This window comes from Actibacterium sp. 188UL27-1 (genome assembly GCF_016901225.1).
GTDB lineage: Bacteria > Pseudomonadota > Alphaproteobacteria > Rhodobacterales > Rhodobacteraceae > 188UL27-1.
The window spans coordinates 1-1164 of record NZ_JAFEUL010000054.1 but is presented as its reverse complement, the minus strand read 5'-3'; the positions used below and the strand labels follow the sequence as shown (position 1 = coordinate 1164).

Annotated in this window: 1 pseudogene; it reads right to left on the bottom strand. The window is 55.1% G+C overall.

Annotated features, from left to right (window positions below):
• Positions 1-38 precede the first annotated feature (38 nt).
• Positions 39-1164 (bottom strand): annotated as a pseudogene (locus IU397_RS23155) (IS3 family transposase); the annotation flags it as partial.

Genomic DNA, 1164 nt, shown 5'->3' with positions numbered 1-1164 from the left:
TTGGACCTGTCGCGTTTTCGTGCCGCCCCTGGTGCTCTTTAGGCCACCTTGCGTTCGAAGGCGACCGGGCTTTTCCATCCGAGTGCTGAGTGGCGGCGACGCGGATTGTAGAAGCCGTTGATGTATTCGAAGATCGCTCTCTCAGCCTGCCGCCGCGTTTCCCATGACCGCCGCCAGATCAGCTTAGCTTTGATGGTCTTGAAGAAGGTCTCGACTGCTGCATTGTCGTAACAATTGCCCTTCCCAGACATCGACGCTTTGAACCCGTGCTGACGCAGGATTTTCTGATAGTCATGCGAACAATATTGCGACCCGCGATCTGTGTGATGGATGCAGCCCTTTGGTGGCGCACGGAATGCGATGGCCATATTCAACGCCGGTATCGCAAGATCACGCTTCATGCGGTTGCTCACGGCCCAACCGATGACCCGCCTGGAATGCAGGTCCAGGATGACAGCCAAATACAACCAGCCTTCGCGCGTCCATACATAGCTTATGTCTCCCGCCCATTTCTGATTTTGTTGATCAGCGTTGAAGTCACGATCCAGCAGGTTGGGTGCGATATTGAACTTATGATCGCTGTCTGTCGTCACCTTATGTTTGCGGGTTCTAACCACGGATATGCCGTTCTGGCGCATCAGACGACCAACACGGCGATGACCGACGTCCAGGCCGATCTCCTTCAATTCTTCAGTCATCCGAGGCCTGCCGTAGCTGCCAAGACTGAGACGCGATTGTTCTTTGATGTGAGCCAGCGTGACCAGATCAGACCGCTGTCTGCGACTCGCCGGACGGTTGCGGAATGCCCTCAGACCACGCGTGCTAACGCCGACGACATCACACAACCGGTTGGTTGGAAAGCTGGCTCTGTGTTCTTCAACAAACCTAAATCTCATTGCTTTAGGCCCGCGAAGAACTGGTTCGTCCATTGTCCTTGGACCAATGGCGGAAAATGGTCTCACCCTTTTTTAAGATCTCCCTCTCCTCCTTCAGGAGCCGGTTCTCCCGTCGAAGCCGGTCATTCTCTTGGGCAAGACTCAAATCCTCTTGCGAAACCACTTCCGTGTCTCGGTGCGCCGTAATCCATTTGTGCAGCGTCGACATGCCAACACCCAGATCGTCGGCCACTTGCTTACGCGTAAGCCCACTGGTCAGCGCGATACG